At 61.9% G+C, this 22288-nt stretch carries 17 protein-coding genes; 2 read left to right on the top strand and 15 right to left on the bottom strand.

Annotated elements, in window-relative coordinates; genetic code table 11:
• Positions 1–8: 8 nt before the first annotated feature.
• The 13 genes from cysT to L6D80_RS17010 all read right to left on the bottom strand — a co-directional run bounded on the left by cysT (position 9) and on the right by L6D80_RS17010 (position 16144).
• Entirely contained in the window at positions 9–827 is an 819-nt protein-coding gene (gene cysT / locus L6D80_RS16950; protein WP_051098159.1) for a sulfate ABC transporter permease subunit CysT, read from the bottom strand.
• Between the two features lie 100 nt (positions 828–927).
• Positions 928–1935, bottom strand: coding sequence for a sulfate ABC transporter substrate-binding protein (locus L6D80_RS16955; RefSeq protein WP_054902495.1), 1008 nt, complete (start codon positions 1933–1935; stop codon positions 928–930).
• A 47-nt stretch (positions 1936–1982) separates the two neighbouring features.
• Entirely contained in the window at positions 1983–2165 is a 183-nt protein-coding gene (gene oscA / locus L6D80_RS16960) for a sulfur starvation response protein OscA (protein ID WP_054902494.1), read from the bottom strand.
• A 243-nt stretch (positions 2166–2408) separates the two neighbouring features.
• Positions 2409–5462, bottom strand: a complete 3054-nt coding sequence (locus L6D80_RS16965; RefSeq protein WP_176513826.1) for an efflux RND transporter permease subunit — start codon at positions 5460–5462, stop codon at positions 2409–2411.
• Positions 5459–6526, bottom strand: coding sequence for an efflux RND transporter periplasmic adaptor subunit (locus L6D80_RS16970; RefSeq protein ID WP_054902492.1), 1068 nt, complete (start codon positions 6524–6526; stop codon positions 5459–5461). The genes L6D80_RS16965 and L6D80_RS16970 overlap by 4 nt, the downstream gene beginning before the upstream one ends.
• Positions 6523–7611 (bottom strand): efflux RND transporter periplasmic adaptor subunit, encoded by a 1089-nt coding sequence (locus L6D80_RS16975; RefSeq protein ID WP_176513825.1) that lies wholly within the window; start codon positions 7609–7611, stop codon positions 6523–6525. Before L6D80_RS16975 ends, L6D80_RS16970 begins: the two co-directional genes overlap by 4 nt.
• Positions 7612–7845: 234 nt before the next feature.
• On the bottom strand, positions 7846–8739 hold the full coding sequence (locus tag L6D80_RS16980) for an ABC transporter permease subunit (protein ID WP_054902490.1): 894 nt from the start codon (positions 8737–8739) through the stop codon (positions 7846–7848).
• Positions 8736–9656: an ABC transporter permease subunit gene (locus L6D80_RS16985; protein ID WP_176513824.1), complete on the bottom strand. Its 921-nt coding sequence runs from the start codon at positions 9654–9656 to the stop codon at positions 8736–8738. The genes L6D80_RS16980 and L6D80_RS16985 overlap by 4 nt, the downstream gene beginning before the upstream one ends.
• A complete protein-coding gene (potA, locus tag L6D80_RS16990; protein ID WP_054902488.1) occupies positions 9653–10795 on the bottom strand; it encodes a polyamine ABC transporter ATP-binding protein in 1143 nt (380 codons plus the stop codon). The genes L6D80_RS16985 and potA overlap by 4 nt, the downstream gene beginning before the upstream one ends.
• Positions 10796–10854: 59 nt before the next feature.
• Complete coding sequence (locus tag L6D80_RS16995; RefSeq protein WP_176513823.1) at positions 10855–11949, bottom strand: polyamine ABC transporter substrate-binding protein; 1095 nt, start codon at positions 11947–11949, stop codon at positions 10855–10857.
• A 159-nt stretch (positions 11950–12108) separates the two neighbouring features.
• Entirely contained in the window at positions 12109–13206 is a 1098-nt protein-coding gene (locus L6D80_RS17000; protein WP_054902486.1) for a polyamine ABC transporter substrate-binding protein, read from the bottom strand.
• Between the two features lie 169 nt (positions 13207–13375).
• On the bottom strand, positions 13376–14737 hold the full coding sequence (locus L6D80_RS17005) for an aspartate aminotransferase family protein (RefSeq protein ID WP_176513822.1): 1362 nt from the start codon (positions 14735–14737) through the stop codon (positions 13376–13378).
• A 48-nt stretch (positions 14738–14785) separates the two neighbouring features.
• Positions 14786–16144 (bottom strand): glutamine synthetase family protein, encoded by a 1359-nt coding sequence (locus L6D80_RS17010; RefSeq protein WP_054902484.1) that lies wholly within the window; start codon positions 16142–16144, stop codon positions 14786–14788.
• Positions 16145–16718: 574 nt separating this feature from the next.
• On the opposite strand from L6D80_RS17010, the gene L6D80_RS17015 reads away from it, so the two are divergent.
• Positions 16719–18095, top strand: a complete 1377-nt coding sequence (locus L6D80_RS17015) for a glutamine synthetase family protein (protein WP_054902483.1) — start codon at positions 16719–16721, stop codon at positions 18093–18095.
• Positions 18096–18171: 76 nt separating this feature from the next.
• On the opposite strand, the gene argA is transcribed toward L6D80_RS17015, so the two are convergent.
• Positions 18172–19470 (bottom strand): amino-acid N-acetyltransferase, encoded by a 1299-nt coding sequence (gene argA, locus L6D80_RS17020; RefSeq protein WP_054902482.1) that lies wholly within the window; start codon positions 19468–19470, stop codon positions 18172–18174.
• A gap of 126 nt (positions 19471–19596) precedes the next feature.
• A complete protein-coding gene (argE, locus tag L6D80_RS17025) occupies positions 19597–20739 on the bottom strand; it encodes an acetylornithine deacetylase (RefSeq protein WP_176513821.1) in 1143 nt (380 codons plus the stop codon).
• Between the two features lie 115 nt (positions 20740–20854).
• Between argE and L6D80_RS17030 the strand changes: the two genes are divergently transcribed.
• Entirely contained in the window at positions 20855–22231 is a 1377-nt protein-coding gene (locus L6D80_RS17030) for a CYTH domain-containing protein (RefSeq protein ID WP_054902480.1), read from the top strand.
• Positions 22232–22288: the final 57 nt, after the last annotated feature.

The raw sequence follows: 22288 nt of genomic DNA on the forward strand, positions 1-22288 counted from the left end.
GGCCTCCTTCAAGGGGTTTCGATGCGGCGCTGCAGCAGGTTGATCAGCAGCAGCAGGATGAAGGAAACCACCAGCATCAGCACGCCGATGGCAGTCGCGCCGGTGTAGTCGTACTGGTCCAGCTTGACCATGATCAGCAGCGGCAGGATCTCGGTCTTCATCGGCATGTTGCCTGCGATGAAGATCACCGAACCATACTCGCCGACGCCGCGGGCGAAGGCCAGGGCAAAGCCGGTGAGCCAGGCAGGCAGCAAGGCCGGTGCCAGCACATGGCGGAACACCTGCAGCGGTTTCGCGCCCAGGCAGGCGGCGGCCTCTTCGACTTCACGCGGGATGTCGGCCAGCACCGGCTGTACCGTGCGCACCACGAACGGCAAGGTGACGAAGGTCAGCGCCAGGGTGATACCCAGTGGGGTATAGGCGATCTTGAAACCCAGGTCGGTGGCGAACTGACCGACCCAACCCGCCGGGGCGTACAGAGCAGTCAGGGCGATACCGGCAACGGCTGTGGGCAGGGCGAACGGCAGGTCGATCATCGCATCGATGATCTTGCGCCCCGGGAAGGTGTAGCGCACCAGCACCCAGGCCAGCAGTGTTCCGATCACACCGTTGATGATGGCGGCAAACAGCGCTGTACCGAAACTCAGCTTGAGCGCGGCGAGCACCCGCGGCGCACTGATGATGTTCCAGAACTGCTCCCAGGTCAGCTGAGCGGCATGCACGAACATGGCTGCCAGCGGTATCAGCACGATCAGGCTGAGGTACACCAAGGTGTAGCCCAGCGTCAGCCCGAAGCCGGGTATGACGGGGGAAATGCGACGTGACATAAATATCCCTGGTTGAACGCACGAAGCCCGGGATCGATCCCGGGCCGGTGCAGGCTACTGAAGGGTGTTGCTCCTGAGGCTGCACAGCAGCCCCTGCGTTCTACTGTGCCTGGTAGATCTGGTCGAACACACCGCCATCGTTGAAGAACTTGGGTTGTGCAGTCTTCCAGCCACCGAAGTCTTTGTCGATGGTTACCAAATCCAATTTCGGGAATTGCTTGCCGAATTCGGCAGCGACTTTCTCGTCACGTGGGCGGTAGAAGTTCTCGGCAGCAATTTTCTGACCTGCCGGGCTGTACAGGTACTTGAGGTAGGCAGTAGCGATTTCCGTGTTGCCCTTCTTCTCGGCGTTCTTGTCGACCACGGCCACCGGTGGCTCGGCAAGGATCGACAGCGAAGGCACGACGATGTCGAACTTGTCGGCGCCACCGTCTTCCTTCAGCGCCAGGAAGGCTTCGTTTTCCCAGGCCAGCAGCACGTCACCCTGGCCGTTGTTGACGAAGGTAATGGTCGAACCGCGGGCACCGGTGTCCAGCACAGGCACATGCTTGAACAGCTCCTGCACGTATTCCTTGGCCTTTTCTTCACTGCCGCCTTGTTTCAGGCCATACGCCCAGGCAGCAAGGAAGTTCCAGCGGGCGCCGCCGGACGTTTTCGGGTTGGGGGTAATCACCGAGACATCTTTCTTGATCAGGTCGCCCCAGTCCTTGATGCCTTTCGGGTTGCCCTTGCGCACCAGGAACACGATCGTCGAGGTGTAAGGGGTGCTGGCATCCGGCAGGCGCTTCTGCCAGTCCTCCGGCAGGGTCTTGCCGAGCTTGGCGATTTCGTCGATGTCACCGGCCAGGGCCAGGGTCACCACGTCGGCGCGCAGGCCGTCGATCACGGCGCGGCCCTGTTTGCCCGAGCCACCGTGGGACTGCTGGATCTTCACTTTGTCGTCCGGATGAGCTTGCTGCCAGTGCTTGATGAACTCGGCGTTGTACTGCTGGTACAGCTCGCGGGTCGGGTCATAGGACACGTTCAACAGTTCGTAGTCCTTGGCGATCGCGGAACCGGCAAAAACGGCACTGGCCAGGGCGGCGAGCGCATAACGGCGGATGGACATGGTGAAGCTCCCGATTGGCATTTTTCTAATTTTGGTGTGATGCGGTATCAGCTGGACTTGTTGCCGGGCTGCTGCAGGCGGAACTTTTCCTTGCGCTCGATCTGCACGACCTGAGCGTTATGCACGGTAATCTCCACCGCACCGAAACGCAGATCGCGCAGGGCGCTCTGGATCTCACGCAGAATGGTGGCTTCGTCCTGACCGTCGATGCTACGCAGAGATGCACTCATGCTCGTTCTCCTGTGAGTGAAGTGCCGGGCAGAGGTTTGAAGGGGATTTGCGCCTGGCTTGAGGGCAATAGTAGTGAGGCGCGGATATTCTTAAAAATACTGTTTAAGAATGTTTATATAACTAATTTAATCATGGGGCCCGATGGCCCTGTCGCGGGCAACCCGGCTCCTACAGAAACCACACCGTTATCACGCCGTGTGGTGTATGCGGAGCCGGCTTGCCGGCGATAGATCCAGTGAGCGTCAGCGTTGTTGCTGCGGCTCTTGGATCTTGTACCAGGCCACATAGAGCGCCGGCAGGAACAGCAGCGTCAGCAGCGTTGCACTGATGATGCCGCCGATCATGGCGTAGGCCATCGGCCCCCAGAACACTTCGCGGGCAATCGGGATCATGCCCAGGCTGGCCGCTGCGGCGGTCAGCAGGATCGGTCGGCGCCGGTGGTTGGTGGCTTCCATCACTGCATCCCACGGCGAATAGCCTTGGGCTTCGAACTCGTCGATCTGCGTCACCAGAATTACCGAGTTACGAATGATGATGCCGGCCAGGGCCAGAATCCCGAGGATCGCCACAAAGCCCATCGGTGTGCCCGTGGGCACCAGCGCCAGCACCACCCCGATCAACCCCAGGGGCGCTACGCTGACGACCAGGAACAGCTTCTGCACGCTTTGCAGCTGGATCATCAGGAAGGTCGCCATCAGGAACAGCATCAGCGGGATGACCTTGGCGATCGGACCTTGCGCCTTGCCGCTCTCCTCCACCGTACCGCCGGTGGCCACTTCGTAGCCAACGGGCAACTTGCTGGCGAACTCGTCGATCTTCGGCTTGAGCTGCTCCACCAAGTCAGTAGGCTGCAGGTCTCCGTTGACCGAGGCCTTGATGGTGATGGTCGGCTTGCGGTCGCGGCGCCACACCAGCGGCTGCTCCAGCTCGTAACGCACTGTGGCGAAGGCCAGCAGCGGTATCGAGGTGCCACTAGGAGTGACGATCTGCAGGTTCTGCAGGGTGTCGGGCGAACCTCGCTCGCTGTCCACGGCACGGGCGATGACATCCACCAGGTAGATGTTGTCGTTGACCTCGGTGACCGGCGCACCGCTGACGATGCTGTTCATCACGTTGGCCACGTCCTCGGACGACAGCCCCAACTGGCGCGCCTTGTCCTGGGCGATTTCCACCCGCAATACCTTACCGGGCTCGTTCCAGTCGTAGATCATGTCGCCGATGTGTTCGTTGCTGTTGAGCATGGTCGCCAGGTCGATGGCGTGCTTGCGCACCTGGTCGATGTCCTTGCCACTGACCCGGTACTGGATCGGCCGCCCCACTGGCGGGCCCATTTCCAGCGACTGAACGTTGCTGCCGATGCCGACGAACTCCTCGTGCAACAGCTTCTGCAGCCGACCGATCAGGGCGCCGCGTTCCTCCAGGCCTTTGCTGACGATCACCAGCTGAGCGTAGTACGGGTTCTGCAACTGCTGGTCGAGCGGCAGGTAGAAGCGGATGGCCCCCTGGCCAATGTACGTGCTCCAGCGCACCAGGTCCGGGTCGTCCTTGATCTTGGCTTCCAGGCGGTCGACGACCTTGCGCGTCTCTTCGATCGAGGCGTTCTGCGGCAGGTTGAGGTCGACGAGGATTTCTGGCCGGTCGGACGACGGGAAGAACTGGTTCTGCACGAAGCGCATGCTGAACAACGCCAGGGCGAAAAGCACGATGGTGCCGATGATGGTCAGCCAGCGGTGGCGCATGCACCACACCAACCCGCCTTCGAATGCCCGCCCGACTCGCCCGGGCTCGGCATCATGCGCTTTGAGCTTGTCGACCTTGAGAATATGCACGCCCAGCACCGGGGCGAAGAACACCGCCACCACCCAGGACACGAGCAGCGCCACGGCGATCACCGCGAACAGCGTAAAGGTGTACTCGCCTGCGGAACTGGCATTGAGCCCGATGGGCACGAAGCCGGCCACGGTCACCAGGGTCCCGGTGAGCATGGGGAAGGCGGTCGAGGTATAGGCGAAGGTGGCCGCCTGCTCCTTGCTCTCGCCCATTTCCAGGCGTGTGACCATCACTTCGACCGTGATCATCGCATCGTCCACCAGCAGCCCCAGGGCAATGATCAGCGCGCCCAGGGAAATCCGCTGCATGGTGATACCGCTGTACTCCATGAACACGAACACCATGGCCAGCACCAACGGGATCGAGCAGGCCACCACCAGGCCCGCGCGTACCCCCAGGCTGACGAAACTTACCGCGAGCACGATCACCACAGCCTCGAACAAGGCACTGGTAAAGCCACCAACCGCCTCCTTCACCACCACCGACTGGTCAGACACGGTGTGCACGCCTACGCCCACTGGCAATTCGCTGACCACGCTGTCCATTTTCTCTTTCAGCGCGGCGCCGAACTCCTGGATGTTGCCGCCCGCCTTCATGCCGATTGCCAGGCCGATCGCGGTCTGGCCGTTGTAACGGAACATCGGTGAGGGTGGGTCGACATAGCCACGCTCGATGTCGGCGATATCGGACAGGCGGAAGAAACGGTCATTGATGCGCAGGTTTACGGTCTGCAGGTCCTTTTCCGAGGCGAACTGCCCCGTGGTGCGCACCGAAATCCGCTCCGGGCCCGCCTCGATCACCCCGGCAGGGGTTACCGCGTTCTGTTGCTGCAAGGCCTGCATGACCTGGCGCTGGTCGATGCCCAGGGACGCCAGCTTGCGGGTGGAGAACTTGAGGTAAAGCACTTCGTCCTGGGTGCCTACCAGCTCGATCTTGCCGATGTTAGGGACTTCACGCACCTCGGCCCGGGCCTGCTCCACGTAGTCACGTAACTGGCGCAGGGTCAGGCCATCGGCGGTGAAGGCGTAGATCGAGCCGAACACGTCACCGAACTCATCGTTGAAGCCCGGCCCCTGGATACCCTGGGGGAACTCGCCACGAATGTCCTGGATCTTCTTGCGCACCTGGTACCAGATCTGCGGAATGTCACCCGCTTTGGTGGTGTCACGCAGGTAGACGTAGACCGTGGACTCGCCAGGGCGGGTGTAGCTCTTGGTGTAGTCGAGGGAGTCGAGTTCCTCGAGCTTTTTCTCGATGCGGTCAGTGACCTGGTAGAGCGTTTCGTCCTGCGTGGCACCCGGCCAACGGGTCTGGATCACCATGGTCTTGATGGTGAACGAGGGGTCTTCCTCACGGCCCAGGTTGAAGTAGGAGAAGATCCCCATCAACAGGCCAACGAACATCAGGTACCAGACGAAGGATTGGTGGCGCAGCGCCCATTCGGACAGGTTGAAGCTTCCTTTCATTGCCCTTCCTCGTCGAATGTGACCTTCTGGCCAGGCTTGAGACTATTCACACCGGCGGTAACCACCCGCTCGCCGGCTTTTACCCCGGAAGCCAGCACAATGCTGTCGCGCGTGCGCTCGAGCACGGCTACATCACGGGTGGCAACCGTCTTCTGCTGTGGGTCGACGACCCACACCTGGGTCTTGCCATCGCGCTCCAGCAGCGCACTCAGCGGCAATTCGCTGCGTGGGGTTATCGCCGAGGTCAGGGTGACGCTGATGGCAGTCCCCAGGTGGAACGCGTTCGGGGTACTGGCAAGGGTCAGCCGCGCACGCCGGGTGCGGGTGGCGGCGTCGGCCTGCGGTTCCAGTTCACGCAGGGTGGCGGTGGTGTTGATGCTGTTGTCCAGCTGCGAGGCAACGGTGAAGGTGAGGTCTTTGGTCAGTTGTTCGGCAACGCTGATTGGCAGGTCGATCACCGCCTCCTTGACGTCTGGCCGGGCCAGAGTCACCACAGCCTGGCCGGCGGTGACAGTCTGCCCGGCCTCGGCCTGCCAGGCGGTGATCACCGCCGCGTGGTCGCTGCGCAGGGTGCTGTAGTCGAGTTGGTCGCGGGCCTGGCTCAGCGCCGAGCGGGCTTGCTCAAGGCTGGCGCCGGTGGTTTTCAGGTCGGTCTGGGCGATGTCCAACTGGGCCTGTGCGCCGACGCCGCGGTCATACAGCTGCTGCTGGCGACGGGCGTTGGCCTGGGCATTGATCCACTGCGCCTGAACCCTGGCCAGGTCGCCTTCGGCGGCGCGCAGCTGGTTTTGCTGGTCGGTAGGGTCGAGGGTGGCCAGGGTATCGCCGGGTTTCACCTGGGCCCCTACATCCAGCCAGCGGCGGGCAATACGCCCGGACACCCGAAAGCCCAGGGTGCTTTCGTAGCGTGCCTGGACAGTGCCGGCGAAACGGCCCAACTGCGACTGCGCCTGGGCCTCGACCAAGGTCGAAAGCACGGGCCGCACGGCTTCGGGCTGCTCTTCTTCACTGCCACAGGCGGTCAACAACAGGCCAGCCGCACATATCATCAGCATTCGTTTCATGGCGCGGCACCTCCATCCTTGGCATCGACCTTTTCAACCTGCATGCCTGGATGCAACAGCTGGCCGCCACTGACCACCACGGTCTCGCCGTCCTTGATGCCCTGGGCGACCACCACCTTGCCGGTGAGGTAGCGAGCGACCTGGACCTTGCGCAGTTCCACCTTGTCGCCCTCGCCCACCACCCACACGGCCGGCTCATGCAATGCTTTGGTCAGGGCTGCCCAAGGCAACTCGATACTTGGCCGCCCCTGGGCATTGGCGGTGGCGGTCACCGGCGAACCGAGCTGCATGCCTGCCGGCACGTCGCGCAGGGCCACCTTGACCTGCACCGTACCGCTCTGCGCCGACACGGTCGGGGTGATTTCACGGACATGGCCCTGGGCCTGGACCTTGGGGTTGTCGAGCAGGCTGACGATGACGCCGACGTCACTGGGCGGCGCCACCAGCAAGGATTCGTACACGTTGAACACTGCATCGCGGTCGCCATCGCGGGCTAGGCTGAAAATCGGCATGGTCGCCTGCACCACCTGGCCAACCTCGGCCTGACGCTCGGTGATCACCCCATCGGCCTCGGACACCAGCGCGGTGTAGCTCAATTGCTCGTTGGCATTGGCCAGCTGTGCCTGGGCAGCCTTGAGCGCGCTCTGGCTGCTGCGCAGTGCAGCCTGGGCAGAATCGTATTCGCTTTGACTGGTGTAGCCCTTGGGCAACAGTTTTTGCTGGCGGACGAAAGCCGCGCTGGTCTGGGTGACCCGCGCCTGGGCGGCAAACACCTCGGCCTTGGCCGAGTCGACATTGTTCTGCAGGTCTTTCGGGTCCAGCCGTGCGAGCACCTGGTTGGCCTTGACGTGATCGCCCACATCGACGCTGCGCGAGATGATCTTGCCACCCACGCGGAACGACAGGTCAGTCTGCACCCGCGCCTGGACGTCACCGGTCAGGGTGACCTTGGCAGCAAAATCGGTGGGTTGAACCTGCAACACGCCGACCCGCGGCATGACCTCGGGGGTTTCTTCCTTGCTGCAGCCTGAGAGCATGCCAAACAGCCCCAAGCCTACGACCAACAGTGAACGCGTCACCCTCATGCAGGCTCCTAGCTTGCGCACAAATGATTCGTGGGATGCGACTGTTAGCGTAGATCAGGGTTCAGAAAAAACACTGATGAGGCCCGTTGGATAACCTCTGAGGCACTTCCTCCAAGGAAAGTACTTACGGTGAGTAGGCCCTTGCACGGGCAAGCCCGCTCCCACTGAGTACTGTGCAGACGTCATGATCTGCGCAGTACCTGTGAAAGCGGGCTTGTCCGCGAGCAGGCCGGGTCAGGCCGACGCAGCGACCTGCGTCGGGCGCTTGACCTGTGGTTGCGACACGTTGGCCGCGGCACCCTCTTCGATCGCCTGCTGGATGGCCTTGCGGCGACGCTCTTCTGCACGGCGGCTGAAGAACCAGACCAGGAAGGTGACCAGCGACACCGACAGCAGGATCAGGCTGGCCACGGCGTTGATCTCTGGCTTCACACCCAGGCGCACGGCAGAGAACACTTCCATGGGCAAGGTGGTGGAGCCAGGGCCTGACACGAAGCTGGCCAGTACCAGGTCATCGAGCGACAGGGCGAACGACATCATGCCACCCGCCGCCAGCGACGGCGCGATCATCGGGATGGTGATCAAGAAGAACACCTTCCACGGCTTGGCGCCCAGGTCCATCGCCGCTTCCTCGATCGACAGGTCCAGCTCACGCAGGCGCGCCGACACCACCACCGCCACGTAAGCGGCGCAGAACGTGGTGTGGGCGATCCAGATGGTGACGATGCCACGCTCCTGCGGCCAGCCGATCATCTGTGCCATGGCCACGAACAGCAGCAACAGCGACAGGCCGGTGATGACCTCGGGCATTACCAGCGGCGCGGTGACCAGGCCACCGAACAGCGTGCGGCCTTTGAAGCGGGTTACCCGGGTCAGCACGAAGGCCGCCAGGGTACCCAACGCAACCGCTGCCACCGCCGTGTAGCAGGCGATTTCCAGCGAGCGCATCACCGACCCCATCAGCTGGGTGTTGTCGAGCAGGCCGACGTACCACTTCACCGACCAGCCACCCCACACGGTCACCAGCTTGGAGGCGTTGAACGAGTAGATCACCAGGATCAGCATCGGCAGGTAGATGAACAGCAAGCCGAGCACCAGCATCAGCTTGGAAAAACTGAAGCGCTTCATGCCCTGCCCTCCATTTCTTTAGCCTGGCTGCGGTTGAACAGCAGGATCGGCACAATCAGGATCGCCAGCATCACCACCGCCAGGGCGGATGCCACCGGCCAGTCGCGGTTGTTGAAGAACTCCTGCCACAACACCTTACCGATCATCAGGGTTTCCGGGCCGCCCAGCAGTTCAGGGATGACGAACTCGCCCACCACCGGGATGAACACCAGCATGCAGCCGGCGATGATGCCGTTCTTCGACAGCGGCACGGTGATTTTCCAGAAGCTGTTGAAGGTGCTCGAACCGAGGTCCGATGCGGCCTCGAGCAAGCTCGGGTCATGCTTCACCAGGTTGGCGAACAGCGGCAGGATCATGAACGGCAGGTACGAGTAGACCACGCCGATATAGACCGCCAGGTTGGTATTGAGGATCTGCAACGGCTGGTCGATCAGCCCCGTCCACATCAGGAAACCGTTGAGCAGCCCGTTATTGCTGAGGATGCCCATCCAGGCATAGACGCGGATCAGGATCGCGGTCCAGGTCGGCATCATGATCAGCAGCAACAGCACGGTCTGGGTTTCCTTGCGGGCGTTGGCAATGGCGTAGGCCATGGGGTAGCCAATCAGCAGGCAGAGGATGGTGCTGAAGAAGGCCATCTTCAGCGATCCCAGGTAGGCCGAGATGTACAGCTCATCCTCAGTCAACAGGCCGTAGTTGGCCAGGTTGAGCACCAACTGGATCTTGTCTTCGACGTAGCTGTAGATTTCGGTATACGGCGGGATGGCCACGTCGGCTTCAGCGAAGCTGATCTTCAACACGATGAAGAACGGCAGCATGAAGAACAGGAACAGCCAGATGAACGGCACGCCGATCACCAGGTGCCGCCCCTGCGGGGTCAGGCGCTGGAAGGCTCGCTTGAGCTTGCGCAGTTTCATGACCGCAGTACCACGCCGCTGTCGTCTTCCCACCACACGTACACTTCATCACCCCAGGTAGGGCGTGCGCCCTGGCGCTCGGCGTTGGCGACGAACGACTGGACGACCTTGCCACTTGGCAACTCGACGTAGAACACCGAATGGCCACCCAGGTAGGCGATATCGTGGACCTTGCCGCGCGACCAGTTGTGCTCGAACTCCGGCTGCGTGGTGGTCACCAGCAGCTTTTCCGGGCGCAGGGCGTAGGTGATGTGTTTGTCTTCCACCGAGGTGGTGATGCCGTGGCCGACGTAGATCTTGCGCTCCAGTTCCGGGCTGGCAATGATCGCATGGCCTTCGGCGTCGTCGACCACGTCACCCTCGAACAGGTTGACGTTGCCGATGAACTCACACACCAGGCGGCTGGTGGGGGTCTCGTAGATGTCCACAGGCGAACCGATCTGGGCAATCCAGCCCAGGTGCATGATGGCGATGCGCTGGGCCATGGTCATGGCCTCTTCCTGATCGTGGGTCACCATCACGCAGGTCACGCCCACGCGCTCGATGATCTCGACCAGTTCCAGTTGCATCTGCGAGCGCAGCTTCTTGTCCAGCGCCCCCATCGGCTCGTCGAGCAGCAGCAGCTTGGGGCGCTTGGCCAGCGAACGGGCCAGGGCCACGCGCTGACGCTGGCCACCAGAGAGCTGGTGCGGCTTGCGCTTGGCGTACTGGGTCATGTGTACCAGCTTGAGCATCTCGGTCACACGGGCGTCGATCTCGGCCTTGGGCATCCGGTCCTGCTGCAGGCCAAAAGCGATGTTCTGCGCCACAGTCATGTGCGGGAACAGCGCGTAGGACTGGAACATCATGTTGATCGGCCGCTCGTAGGGCGGCATGTCGGTGATGTCGACGCCATCGAGGAAGATCCGCCCTTCAGTCGGGCGTTCAAACCCGGCCAGCATGCGCAACAGGGTCGATTTGCCAGAACCGGAGCCACCCAGCAGGGCGAAGATCTCGCCTTTGCGGATTTCCAGGGACACATCGTCCACAGCTACCGTTTCATCGAACTTTTTCGTGACCCGGTCGATCTTGACCAGCACCTGCTTGGGTTGCTGGCCACCCTCGAGGGCTTTCTTATAGGCACCGGAGGCAACTGCCATGAGTGAAACTCCCAACAAGATTTGTGTGCCCGCCCTACGTTTGCGGCGGGCCTGGATTGTTACTTGCCCGACTTGACCTTGGTCCAGCTGCGGGTCATCAAACGTTGCACCTTGGGTGGCAACTCACTGTTGACGAACATCTTGTCCAGCACTTCCTGCGGTGGGTAAACCGCGGCGTCAGTCCTCACGGCCTGGTCCATCAGGTCGCCAGCCTTGGGGTTTGGGTTGGCGTAACCGACGTAATCACTGACCTGGGCGATAACCTCAGGTTTCAGCAAATAGTTGATGAAGGCGTGGGCCTCCTTGACGTTCTTGGCGTCCTTGGGAATCGCCAGCACGTCGAACCAGAGGTTGCCGCCTTCCTTGGGAATCGCGTAGGCCAGTTTCACGCCCTTCTTTGCCTCTTCGGCACGGGCCTTGGCCTGGAATACATCACCCGAGAAACCTGCCGCGACGCAGATGTCGCCGTTGGCCAGGTCGGTGATGTATTTGGACGAGTGGAAGTAGGTCACGTACGGGCGTACCGCCAGCAGCTTCTTCTCGGCCTTTGCATAATCCTTGGGGTCGGTGCTGTTGGGGTTCAGCCCCATGTAGTTGAGCACCGCCGGAAGCATCTCGTCGGCCGAGTCGAGGAACGCCACACCGCACTTGGAGAGCTTCTTCATGTTCTCGGGCTCGAACAGCACAGCCCAGGAATCGATGGTGTCCACGCCCAGCGCCGCTTTTACCTTCTCGACGTTGTAGCCGATGCCATTGGTGCCCCACAGGTAAGGCACGGCGTATAAGTTACCCGGGTCGTTCTTTTCCAGGCGCTTCATCAACGCCGGGTCCAGGTTGGAATAGTTGGGCAGCAGGCTCTTGTCGAGCTTCTGGAACGCGCCCGCCTTGATCTGCTTGCCAAGAAAATGGTTGGACGGCACCACCACGTCATAGCCGGTGTTGCCCGCCAGCAGTTTGCCTTCCAGGGTTTCGTTGGAGTCGAACACATCCTGCACGGGCTTGATGCCCGTTGCTTTCTCGAAGTCCGCGAGTGTGGTCGGGCCGATGTAGTCGGACCAGTTGTAGAGATGCACCGAAGGCGCCGCTTGGACGCTGCATGCCAGCGTCAGGCCCGCTCCAGCCAACAAGGCTTTGCGCAATACAGAAATAGACAAGTGGGTGGTCCTCAAATCAGTGCCTTGGTAACGGCGCAATGCTGCCGCGCACGCAAAACCGGCGCGCAACTTACCTTCGCAGCTTCGATGCCGCAATCATCAATTGCCATTCATTGCCTCTGGGCCGAAAAACCCCGGCCCAGAGGTGCTGCATCGGGCTTATTTACCCGACTTGATCTTGGTCCAGCTGCGGGTGATGAGGCGCTGGGCAGACGCTTCCGGCGCGGCGATCGCGTACAGGTGCTTCTTCACATCGGCAGGCGGATAGATGCTTGGGTCGCTGGTGATGTCCTTGTCCACGAACGGCGTGGCCGCCGCGTTGCCATTCGGGAAGCGCACGGCGTTGGTGATCTCGGCCATGACTTCTGGCTGCATCAGGAAGTCCATGAACTTGTAGGCGGCTTCCTTGTGCTCGGCATCCTTCGGAATGGCGACCATGTCGTAGAAGGTACCTGCGCCCTCTTTCGGGATGATGTACTCGACCTTGACCTTATCGCCGGCTTCGTGGGCACGCGCCTTGGACTGCTCCAGATCACCCGAGTAACCGACGGCCACGCAGATGTTGCCGTTGGCCATGTCGCCGATGTACTTGGAGGAGTGGAAGTAGGTGATCGACGGACGAATCTTCAGGAACAGGTCCTCGGCCGCCTTCAGGTCTTCCTTGGTGGTGCTGTTGGTCGGCTTGCCCAGGTAGTGCAGCGCGGCCGGGATCATCTCGGTCGGTGCATCGAGGAAGCTTACGCCGCAGCTTTTGAGCTTGGCGATGTTCTCAGGCTTGAACACGGTATCCCACGAGTCGATCTTGTCCACACCCAGTGCAGCTTTGACCTTTTCCGGGTTGTAGCCGATGCCGATCGAGCCCCACATGTAGGGGAAGGCATGCTTGTTGCCCTGGTCGCTGGCATCACCGACCGCCTTGAGCAGGTCTTCGTCGAGGTTCTTCCAGTTCGGCAGTTTGGAGCGGTCCAGCTCCTCGTAGACGCCGGCTTTGATCTGCTTGGCCAGGAAGTTGTTGGACGGTACGACGATGTCATAGCCGGACTTGCCTGCCAGCAGCTTGGCTTCCAGGGTTTCGTTGCTGTCGAAGACGTCGTATTTGACCTTGATGCCGGTCTGCTTCTCGAACTTTGCGATGGTGTCCGGAGCGATGTAGTCCGACCAGTTGTAGACGTTCAGCACCTTGTCTTCAGCCTGTACAGCGGTGGCCATGGCACCCATCAGGGCGGCGGCCAGCAACGTCTTGCCCATTTTCTTCATGCGTCATGCTCCAGAATTTTTATTTAGCCATCTGTTCAGCAGCCAGGACCTACGGTGCAGAGCGCCGGGCGACTGGAACAGCCGCTAGTCTGGCAAGTTACAAGGCGCTGTTTCAAGGAAAGCAGCCCCTTGTAACGACTTAATGTCACATCGCTAGCCTAGCAGGCGCTCAACGGATCGCTTCGAGGGTCAGGTCCAGGCACTTGCGCGCCTTTTCCACCAGCTCGTCGACCTCCGCATGGGTGATCACCAGGGGTGGTGCAATGATCATGGTGTCGCCCACCGCGCGCATGATCAGGCCGTTGTCGAAGCAGAAGTTGCGGCACACCATGCCCACCCCTTTGCCTTCGTAACGGCTGCGCGTGGCCTTGTCCTTGACCAGCTCGATCGCACCGAGCAGGCCCAGGCCGCGTACCTCGCCCACCAGCGGGTGGTCCTGCAGCTCACGCAAACGTTTTTGCAAGTACGGTGCCACTTCCGTGCGCGCCTTCTCGACAATCTTTTCGTCGCGCAGAATGCGCAGGTTTTCCAGACCTACCGCGGCCGCTACCGGGTGGCCGGAATAGGTGAAGCCGTGGTTGAAATCGCCGCCCTCGCTCAGCACCTTGGCTACCGTGTCACGCACGATCACACCGCCCATAGGGATGTAACCGGAGGTAAGCCCCTTGGCGATGGTCATCAGGTCGGGCTTGAGGTCGTAATAGTCGGAGCCGAACCATTCGCCGGTACGGCCGAAACCGCAGATCACTTCGTCGGCGACGAACAGGATGTCGTACTTGGCGAGGATCTCCTTGACCTTTGGCCAGTAGGTTTCTGGCGGAATGATCACCCCGCCGGCGCCCTGGATGGGCTCGGCGATGAAGGCGGCGACATTGTCCTCGCCCACTTCCAGGATCTTCTTCTCCAGTTGCTCCGCTGCCCACACACCGAACGCGTCCGGAGTCATGTCACCGCCTTCACCGTACCAGTACGGCTGCGCAATGTGCACGATGCCGGGGATCGGCAGGCCGCCCTGTTCATGCATGCCGCTCATGCCGCCCAGGCTGGCACCGGCGACGGTGGAACCATGGTAGCCATTGATCCGGCCGATGATGGTCTGCTTCTGCGGCTTGCCCTTGAGCGCCCAGTAGTGGCGGACCATCCGCAATACGGTGTCGTTACCTTCGGAGCCGGAGCCGGTGAAGAACACGTGGGTCATGCCCTGCGGCGCCACCTCGGTGATGGCCTTGGCCAGCTCCAGCGCAGGCGGGTGGGCGGTCTGGAAGAACAGGTTGTAGTACGGCAGTTCGCGCATCTGCTTTTGCGCGGCCTGCACCAGTTCTTCACGGCCGTAACCGACCGCAACGCACCACAGGCCGGCCATGCCGTCGAGGATCTTGTGCCCCTCGCTGTCCCACAAATGCACGCCCTGCGCCTTGGTGATGATGCGCGGCCCCTTCTCCTTCAGCTGCTTGTAGTCACTGAAAGGTGCAAGGTGGTGCTCGCCGCTCAGGGTTTGCCATTCACGGGTTTGCGGGTTGTTGACGCTCATGTGCTTCTCCATGGTCCGGTGGCCGCCGGGGGGCGGCCTCAGGGTTGATCACACAGCAAATAGCAGGAACTCACGCTCCCAGGAGCTGATGACACGCTTGAAGTTCTCATGCTCGGCGCGTTTGGTGGCGACGTAGCCGGTGATGAATTTCTTGCCCAGGTACTGGGTCAGCGCGCGGCTGACCTCCATGCGCTCCAGGGCATCTTCGATGGTCAGAGGCAGGCGCAGGTTGCGCCGTTCGTAGCCGCGGCCCTGCACCGGCGCGCTGGCGGCAATGCCTTCGACCATGCCGATGTAGCCGCACAGCAAGCTGGCGGCGATGGCCAGGTACGGGTTGGCGTCGGCGCCTGGCAGGCGGTTCTCGACACGGCGGTTCTGCGGGCCAGCGTCCGGCACGCGCAGGCCGACGGTGCGGTTCTCTTCACCCCACTCGACGTTCACCGGTGCCGAGGTGTCAGGCAGGAAGCGGCGGAACGAGTTGACGTTGGGGGCGAACAGCGGCAGCGCTTCGGGGATGAACTTCTGCAGGCCACCGATGTGGTACAGGAACAGCTCACTCATGCTGCCGTCTTCGTTACTGAAGATGTTCTTGCCGGTGACCGCATCGACCACGCTCTGGTGCAGGTGCATGGCACTGCCCGGCTCGCCGGTCATGGGCTTGGCCATGAAGGTGGCGGCCACGTTGTGCTTGAGCGCGGCCTCGCGCATGGTGCGCTTGAACACCAGAATCTGGTCGGCCAGATGCAGGGCATCGCCGTGACGGAAGTTGATTTCCATCTGCGCGGTGCCGTCTTCGTGGATCAGCGTGTCGAGGTCCAGCTGCTGCAGTTCGCACCAGTCGTAGACATCCTCGAACAGCGGGTCGAATTCGTTGGCGGCCTCGATCGAGAAGGACTGCCGGCCGGTTTCCGGGCGGCCCGAGCGGCCTACCGGCGGTTGCAGCGGAAAGTCTGGGTCTTCGCTGCGCTTGGTCAGGTAGAACTCCATCTCGGGGGCGACGATCGGCTGCCAGCCCTTGTCGGCGTAGAGCTTGAGCACTTTCTTCAAGACGTTGCGCGGTGACAGCTCGACCGGGTTGCCCTTCTTGTCGTAGGTGTCGTGAATGACCTGGGCGGTCGGCTCGATGGCCCATGGCACCAGGAACACGGCGTTTTCATCGGGGCGGCAGATCATGTCGATGTCGGCCGGATCGAGCAGTTCGTAATAGATGTCGTCGTCGACGTAATCGCCCGTCACGGTCTGCAGCAGCACGCTCTCGGGCAGGCGCATGCCTTTTTCGGCGATGAACTTGTTGGTCGGCGAGATCTTGCCGCGGGTGATGCCGGTCAGGTCGCTGATCAGGCATTCGACTTCGGTGATCTTGTGCTCTTTCAACCAATCGGTGAGCTGGTCGAGGTTGTTACTCATAGATACCTCAGGAGGTAATGTGGTCCGCGCATTGATTCTGGATGGAGTAGATTGCTAAAGCAAAAACCCCCATGCAGGAGCACAGTGGATACACTGCAAACACGCGTATCCGTAATGAGTTCGAAGGGCAGGAATACAAGAAGGGAAGCGAAACGGCGCTACGAAGGGTGGTCCAGCTGGGCAAAACGTCAATTATTGCGGCCAGGGCGACCACAGCGCGATTGAGGCTTGCTGCAACGACAGGGATACCCGAGCGCACTGCACAGGCAGCGCTTTCAGGTCGCAAAAAGCGGACCATGTGACCCTCGTATTATTGTGTTCTGGGTTGAGGCCGAGCTTAGCCTTGTTCATTTTTTTACACAACACCTCCGTAAAAAATAAAACACGGCATGTCGGAGATAGCCCTTCAGCAAGGAAATAGCGGATAATGGCACGCCCCGATATGCAGCAAATCTGCCGTCGATGTGCCATTTCAGGGCATCATGGGGTTGGCTTGACATCAGTATGTCTTTTCGATTGACTGGACCTGCAAGCCCCCCTTGATTGATATTTTTAACAACAAAGGTGTTGCATCATGTCGGTACCCCCGCGTGCCGTTCAGCTTAACGAAGCGAACGCGTTCCTTAAGGAACATCCTGAGGTTCTCTACGTTGACCTTCTGATTGCAGATATGAATGGTGTGGTGCGCGGCAAGCGCATAGAGCGCACCAGCCTCCACAAGGTTTACGAGAAAGGCATCAACCTGCCTGCCTCCCTTTTCGCCCTGGACATCAACGGTTCCACCGTCGAAAGCACCGGGCTTGGCCTGGACATCGGCGATGCGGACCGTATCTGCTACCCGATCCCTGGCACCCTCTCCAACGAACCGTGGCAAAAGCGCCCAACCGCGCAATTGCTCATGACCATGCACGAACTCGAAGGCGAGCCGTTCTTCGCCGACCCGCGCGAAGTGCTGCGTCAGGTGGTGAGCAAGTTCACCGATATGGGCCTGACCATCTGCGCCGCGTTCGAGCTGGAGTTCTACCTGATCGACCAGGAAAACGTGAATGGCCGCCCGCAGCCACCACGCTCGCCGATCTCGGGCAAGCGCCCACAGTCGACCCAGGTGTACCTGATCGACGACCTCGACGAATACGCCGACTGCCTCCAGGACATCCTCGAAGGTGCCAAGGAGCAAGGCATTCCGGCCGACGCCATCGTCAAGGAAAGCGCCCCGGCGCAGTTCGAAGTCAACCTGCACCACGTGCCGGACCCGCTCAAGGCCTGCGACTATGCCGTGCTGCTCAAGCGCCTGATCAAGAACATCGCCTACGACCATGAGATGGACACCACCTTCATGGCCAAGCCCTACCCGGGCCAGGCAGGTAATGGCCTGCATGTACACATTTCCGTGCTGGACAAAGATGGTAACAACATCTTCACCAGCGAGGATCCCGAGCAGAACGCCGCGCTACGTCACGCTGTCGGCGGTGTGCTCGAGACCCTGCCCGCGTCCATGGCGTTCCTCTGCCCGAACGTCAACTCGTACCGTCGCTTTGGCGCGCAGTTCTATGTGCCGAATGCGCCGAGCTGGGGCCTGGACAACCGCACCGTGGCACTGCGTGTACCAACCGGCTCGCCGGACGCCGTACGCCTGGAGCACCGCGTGGCGGGTGCCGACGCCAACCCGTACCTGATGATGGCCGCCGTTCTGGCAGGCGTGCACCACGGCCTGACCAACAAGATCGAGCCAGGCGAGCCGATCGAAGGCAACTCGTACGAGCAGTTGGAGCAGAGCCTGCCGAACAACCTGCGTGATGCCCTGCGTGAGTTGGACGACAGCGAGATCCTGAACAAGTACATCGATCCGAAGTACATCGACATCTTTGTCGCGTGCAAGGAGAGCGAGCTGGAGGAGTTCGAGCACTCGATTTCCGACCTCGAGTACAACTGGTATCTGCACACCGTGTAAACGAAAACGCCGCCCTCCGGGGCGGCGTTTTTCATTGTGGGAGCGCAGTTGCCCGCCAAGCGGCCATCACCATCACTCAGATCGCCTTCTCGAAAATCTTCGAATTGCGCTGGTAGTTGTAGAGCGATGCCCGCGCCGCCGGCAGCCGCTCCACGCCACTGGGCGCAAAGCCACGCTCGCGGAACCAGTGGGCAGTACGCGTGGTAAGTACGAACAGGGTATTGAGCCCCAACTGCCGCGCCCGGCTCTCGATGCGCTCGAGCAACTCATCCCCGCGCCCGCCATGGCGGTACTCCGGGTTCACCGCCAGGCAGGCCAGTTCCCCGGCCTCGGAATCGGCAATCGGGTACAACGCCGCACAGGCGATGATCATGCCTTCGCGCTCGACCACACTGAACTGCTCGATCTCCCGCTCCAGCACCTCACGCGAGCGACGCACCAGGATGCCCTGCTCTTCCAGCGGGCTGATCAGTTCCAGCAAGCCCCCTACGTCCTCGATGGTCGCCTCGCGCACCACTTCGAATTGCTCCTGCGATACCAGCGTACCGCCCCCCCCCCGGGTGAACAGCTCGGTCAGCAACGCGCCATCTTCGGCATAGCTGACGATATGGCTGCGCGCCACGCCGCCCTTGCAAGCCTCGGCGGCAGCATCGAGCAGCTCGCCCTGGTAATCGCTGCCCAGGCGCTGCAGATGCGGGGCAACCTGCTGCGGCCGCAGTTCGCGTACCAACTTGCCATCGGCATCCAGCAGGCCCGGCTCAGCACCGAACAGCAGCAGCTTGTCTGCGCCCAGCTCGATGGCGGCGCGGGTGGCCACGTCTTCGCAGGCCAGGTTGAAGATTTCCCCGGTGGGCGAGTAGCCCAGCGGCGACAGCAGCACGATGGAGCGCTCGTCCAGCAAGCGGCTGATACCCTTGCGATCGACCCGGCGTACTTCGCCGGTGTGGTGGTAGTCCACCCCTTCGAGCACGCCGATCGGCCGCGCCGTGACCAGGTTGCCGGACGCCACGCGCAAGCGCGAGCCCTGCATCGGCGAAGCGGCGATGTCCATCGACAGGCGCGCCTCGATGGCCAGGCGCAGGGCGCCGACAGCATCGATCACGCAATCCAGGGTGGCGGCATCGGTAATGCGCATGCCACGGTGGTAGTGCGGTGTCAGCCCACGATCAGCCAGGCGGCTTTCGATCTGCGGGCGTGAACCATGCACCAGCACCAGGCGCACGCCCAGGCTGTGCAACAGCACCAGGTCATGGACGATATTGCCGAAGTTCGGGTGTTCCACCCCATCGCCGGGGAGCATGACCACAAAGGTGCAGTCGCGATGGGCATTGATGTACGGGGAGGCATGACGTAGCCAGTTGACGTATTCGGGCATGACGGGGCCTGTGGATAAAGTGGACGGAGAACGGTGGAATCACACGGCGTTCAGGATCATCGTCGGAACAGGCTTGCGGTCACGCGCGGTCTCCTCTAGGCAAGAACGAATCAACAGGGTGGACGTTTAATGGAGGCAATAGTGCCTGATCAGGTCACGCAATAGACGCACGGTAGGCTCGATTCGTGACATTTCAAGGTATTCGCCAGGCTGGTGGGCGCAGGCTATGTCGCCAGGGCCGAGCACGATGGTCTGGCAACCGAGCTGCTGAAGATAAGGCGCTTCGGTGCCAAACGCCACCGCTTCGGCGCGATGCCCAGTCAGGCGTTCGGCGACTTGCACCAGCTCGGCATCGGCAGCCTGCTCGAACGGTGGCACCTCGGGGAACAGCGGTGCGTAATCGATGCGCACTTCATGGCGCTCGGCCACAGGGCGGAGTTTTTCACGAATGGTTGCACGCAGTTGCTCGACGTCCATGCCTGGCAAAGGCCGCAGATCGAACTCCAGCGCACATTGCCCGCAGATGCGGTTGGGGTTGTCGCCACCGTGGATGCAGCCGAAGTTCATCGTCGGCGTGGGCACGGTGAACTGTGGGTTGCGATAGGTTTCCTGCCATTGCCGGCGCAGGCCCATCAGCTCACCCATCACCGCGTGCATGGCCTCCATCGCACTGCGGCCCAGGCTTGGGTCGGAGGAATGGCCGCTGCGGCCGAGAATATCGATACGCTCCATGAGGATGCCCTTGTGCATGCGGATCGGCCGCAAGCCCGTCGGCTCGCCGATAACCGCTGCACGGCCAAGCGGCTGCCCAGCCTCGGCCAGGGCGCGAGCACCGGACATCGAACTTTCTTCGTCGCAGGTGGCAAGGATCAGCAGCGGTTGCTTGAAGTCATGCTCCAGCAGTGGAAGCACCGCTTCGATGACCAGTGCGAAGAAGCCTTTCATGTCGCAGCTGCCCAGCCCTACCCAACGGCCATCGACTTCGGTGAGCTTCAGCGGGTCGCTGGCCCACAGCTGTTCGTCATACGGTACGGTATCGCTGTGCCCGGCCAGCACCAGGCCACCTGGGCCGGTGCCACGGCTGGCCAGCAGGTTGAACTTGCCTGGGCTGACCTGCTGGATATCGCAACTGAAACCCAGGTCAGCCAACCAGCCGGCCAGCAGGTCAATGACCTGACGGTTGGACTGGTCCAGCGCAGCTTGGGTGCAACTGACCGAGGGCGCGGCGATCAAGGCGGCAAACTGGTCTTTGAGCGGTGGCAACGGCATGCGCAAACTCCTCGGAAGCGTTGCCCATCATAGGGCCATCCGCCGTAAGGAATAAACCGTTGCCGGCCTAGTCCTGTAGACTGCACGGCAATCACGCCCTCCCTTCGAGCCTGCGATGCACAAAGAAACCGAACTCAAGCTTCGCGCCAGCCGCGACACCCTGGCCGCACTGCGCGAGCACCCTCTGCTGAAAAAGCGCAACAAGTCCGGCTGGCAGACCCGCGAGCTGCTCAACCAGTACTTCGACACCCCAGAGCGCGACCTTTCTGCTGCCCGTGTCGCGCTGCGCCTGCGCCGCGATGGCGAGGAGATCATCCAGACCCTGAAGTGCCGCGGCCAGAGCGTCGCCGGCCTGTCCGAGCGCAACGAATTCGAGTGGCACCTGGACAAGGTCAAGCTCGACCTGAAAAAGCTCGACGCCACCTGCTGGCCCGAGCAGCTGGCCGCGCTGGACAAGAAAACCATCAAGCCGCTGTTCACCACCGATTTCACTCGCGAGTTCGCTGAAATCGCCTGGGGCCGTGGCAAGACCAAAGTGGTGATCGAAGCCGCCCTGGACCAAGGCTTCGTCATTGCCGGCAAGCGCAAGGAAGAGATCTGCGAGCTGGAACTTGAGCTGCGCGAAGGCGACCCGCAAGCCCTGTTGGAACTGGCGGCTGAGCTGGCTGCCAGCCTGCCCCTGATGCCGTGCGACATCAGCAAGGCCGAACGCGGCTACCGCCTGCTGGAGCCGGACAGCTACGAGCTGGGCTTGCCCAGCACCGAGCTGGACGCCGAAATGGCCTTGGACGACGCCTTCACGGCCCTCGCCTGGCAGTTGCTGGGCAGCAGCCAGCGCCTGGCCGAACAGTACCGCCACAACGGCCACTGGCGCCTGTTGCAGGACTGGGTGCAGTGCCTGGCCGAACTGCGCGCACTGGTTGCCAGCCTGGGCCAGGCCGCGCCACGGGCAACGACCCGCGAGCTGCGGGCCAGCCTCGATGCGCTGCTGGAAGACTGGCGCCCGCTGGTGCAGGCCGGCAACGATGACGAAGACATCCGCCGCGCAGCGCCTGAGCAGTTCCTGGAAGAGCTCGAGGATGTACGCTGGGGCCAGTTCTCTCTGGAGACTTCGCGCTGGCTGCTGGCCCGCGCCTGGACCGCAGAGCGCAAGGGCCGTGGCGAGCGCCAGGGCAAGGCACAGCTGGCCAGTTGGTTGGCTCACCTGCTGGCCGAAGAGGGCCGCGCGCTGAAGTTGCCACTTTACACCCAGCGCCCGGAAGACCTGGCTGAACAACTGCCGCGCATCGAGCAGTTGCTGGCCTGGCTGCACCATGCGCGCCAGGTCCTCGAAGCGCCGCAGATGGACCGCCTGTATGGCGACCTGAAAAAACTGCACGAGCTGGCTGAGCTGCCGCTGTCGCAAGAGCCTGGCGAGCTGCTCGAAGCCCGTGTCGAGCAGGCCCGTGCGATCGATCAGAGCCGGGGCTGGAAGCATCTGCTCAAGGCTTGAAGCGCGTCGCGGGTAAACCCGCTCCCACAGAACGGTAGTTCGGATCCTGGGGAGTGG

Origin of the sequence: Pseudomonas ceruminis (assembly GCF_021602025.1) — a bacterium.
Taxonomy (GTDB): domain Bacteria; phylum Pseudomonadota; class Gammaproteobacteria; order Pseudomonadales; family Pseudomonadaceae; genus Aquipseudomonas; species Aquipseudomonas ceruminis.

Bases quoted from the DNA above. Each gene is read 5' to 3' on its own strand.
- cysT (WP_051098159.1), bottom strand. From the start codon at position 827: ATGTCACGTCGCATTTCCCCCGTCATACCCGGCTTCGGGCTGACGCTG.
- L6D80_RS16955 (WP_054902495.1), bottom strand. From the start codon at position 1,935: ATGTCCATCCGCCGTTATGCGCTCGCCGCCCTGGCCAGTGCCGTTTTT.
- oscA (WP_054902494.1), bottom strand. From the start codon at position 2,165: ATGAGTGCATCTCTGCGTAGCATCGACGGTCAGGACGAAGCCACCATT.
- L6D80_RS16965 (WP_176513826.1), bottom strand. From the start codon at position 5,462: ATGAAAGGAAGCTTCAACCTGTCCGAATGGGCGCTGCGCCACCAATCC.
- L6D80_RS16970 (WP_054902492.1), bottom strand. From the start codon at position 6,526: ATGAAACGAATGCTGATGATATGTGCGGCTGGCCTGTTGTTGACCGCC.
- L6D80_RS16975 (WP_176513825.1), bottom strand. From the start codon at position 7,611: ATGAGGGTGACGCGTTCACTGTTGGTCGTAGGCTTGGGGCTGTTTGGC.
- L6D80_RS16980 (WP_054902490.1), bottom strand. From the start codon at position 8,739: ATGAAGCGCTTCAGTTTTTCCAAGCTGATGCTGGTGCTCGGCTTGCTG.
- L6D80_RS16985 (WP_176513824.1), bottom strand. From the start codon at position 9,656: ATGAAACTGCGCAAGCTCAAGCGAGCCTTCCAGCGCCTGACCCCGCAG.
- potA (WP_054902488.1), bottom strand. From the start codon at position 10,795: ATGGCAGTTGCCTCCGGTGCCTATAAGAAAGCCCTCGAGGGTGGCCAG.
- L6D80_RS17000 (WP_054902486.1), bottom strand. From the start codon at position 13,206: ATGAAGAAAATGGGCAAGACGTTGCTGGCCGCCGCCCTGATGGGTGCC.
- L6D80_RS17005 (WP_176513822.1), bottom strand. From the start codon at position 14,737: ATGAGCGTCAACAACCCGCAAACCCGTGAATGGCAAACCCTGAGCGGC.
- L6D80_RS17010 (WP_054902484.1), bottom strand. From the start codon at position 16,144: ATGAGTAACAACCTCGACCAGCTCACCGATTGGTTGAAAGAGCACAAG.
- L6D80_RS17015 (WP_054902483.1), top strand. From the start codon at position 16,719: ATGTCGGTACCCCCGCGTGCCGTTCAGCTTAACGAAGCGAACGCGTTC.
- argA (WP_054902482.1), bottom strand. From the start codon at position 19,470: ATGCCCGAATACGTCAACTGGCTACGTCATGCCTCCCCGTACATCAAT.
- argE (WP_176513821.1), bottom strand. From the start codon at position 20,739: ATGCCGTTGCCACCGCTCAAAGACCAGTTTGCCGCCTTGATCGCCGCG.
- L6D80_RS17030 (WP_054902480.1), top strand. From the start codon at position 20,855: ATGCACAAAGAAACCGAACTCAAGCTTCGCGCCAGCCGCGACACCCTG.